The organism is Streptomyces adelaidensis, assembly GCF_016598475.1.
GTDB classification, from domain to species: domain Bacteria; phylum Actinomycetota; class Actinomycetes; order Streptomycetales; family Streptomycetaceae; genus Streptomyces; species Streptomyces adelaidensis.
On sequence record NZ_JAEMUX010000274.1, the window covers coordinates 1 to 755 of the forward strand.

A 755-nucleotide genomic window follows, 5' to 3' on the forward strand; every position below is an offset into this window, starting at 1 on the left:
CGTTTCCTCGTTCAGGACAACCCTATTGGGTGCCTGTCCGGGAACTTCGGGGCCCCTCACTCCATGGGAGTCAGGTGGAAGAGGTGATCGGTGTGGAGGACTGGGCTGAGATCCGGCGGCTCCACCGTGCGGAGGGCATGTCGGTCAAGGGGATCGCGCGGCATCTGGGGATCGCCCGGAACACCGTGCGGCGGAGTGATGATCCGCCGAAGTACCGGAGGGTGCCGAAGGGCTCGATCGTGGACGCGGTGGAGCCGGAGATCCGCGAACTGCTGGCGAAGTACCCGCGGATGCCCGCCACGGTGATCGCCGAGCGGATCGGGTGGGAACGGTCGTTGTCGGTGCTGAAGCGGCGGGTGCGGGAACTGCGGCCGGTCTATCTGCCGGCGGACCCCGTCTCGCGGACGGCGTATCAGCCCGGCGAGCTGGCCCAGTGCGATCTGTGGTTCCCGCCCGTGGACATCCCGCTGGGCTTCGGGCAGACCGGGCGCCCGCCGGTGCTGGTGATGGTGGCCGGCTATTCCCGGGTCATCACCGCGCGGATGCTGCCGTCGAGGCAGGCCGCCGACCTCGTGAGCGGGCACTGGGACCTGCTGTCCGGCTGGGATGCGGTGCCCCGGGCACTGGTCTGGGACAACGAAGCGGGCATCGGACGGCGCCGGGAGGGGCGGGCCGTGCTCAGTCACGAGTTCGCCGCCCTGGCCGGGCTGCTGGCCTGCAAGGTGATCCTGTGCCGGCCCCGCGACCCGGAGGCC

Annotated in this window: 1 protein-coding gene; it reads left to right on the plus strand. The window is 70.6% G+C overall.

Annotated elements, in window-relative coordinates; translation table 11 throughout:
* Nucleotides 1–83 precede the first annotated feature (83 nt).
* A partial coding sequence (locus tag I8N67_RS41805; protein WP_200309620.1) for a DDE-type integrase/transposase/recombinase occupies nucleotides 84–755 on the plus strand: 672 nt, incomplete at its 3' end.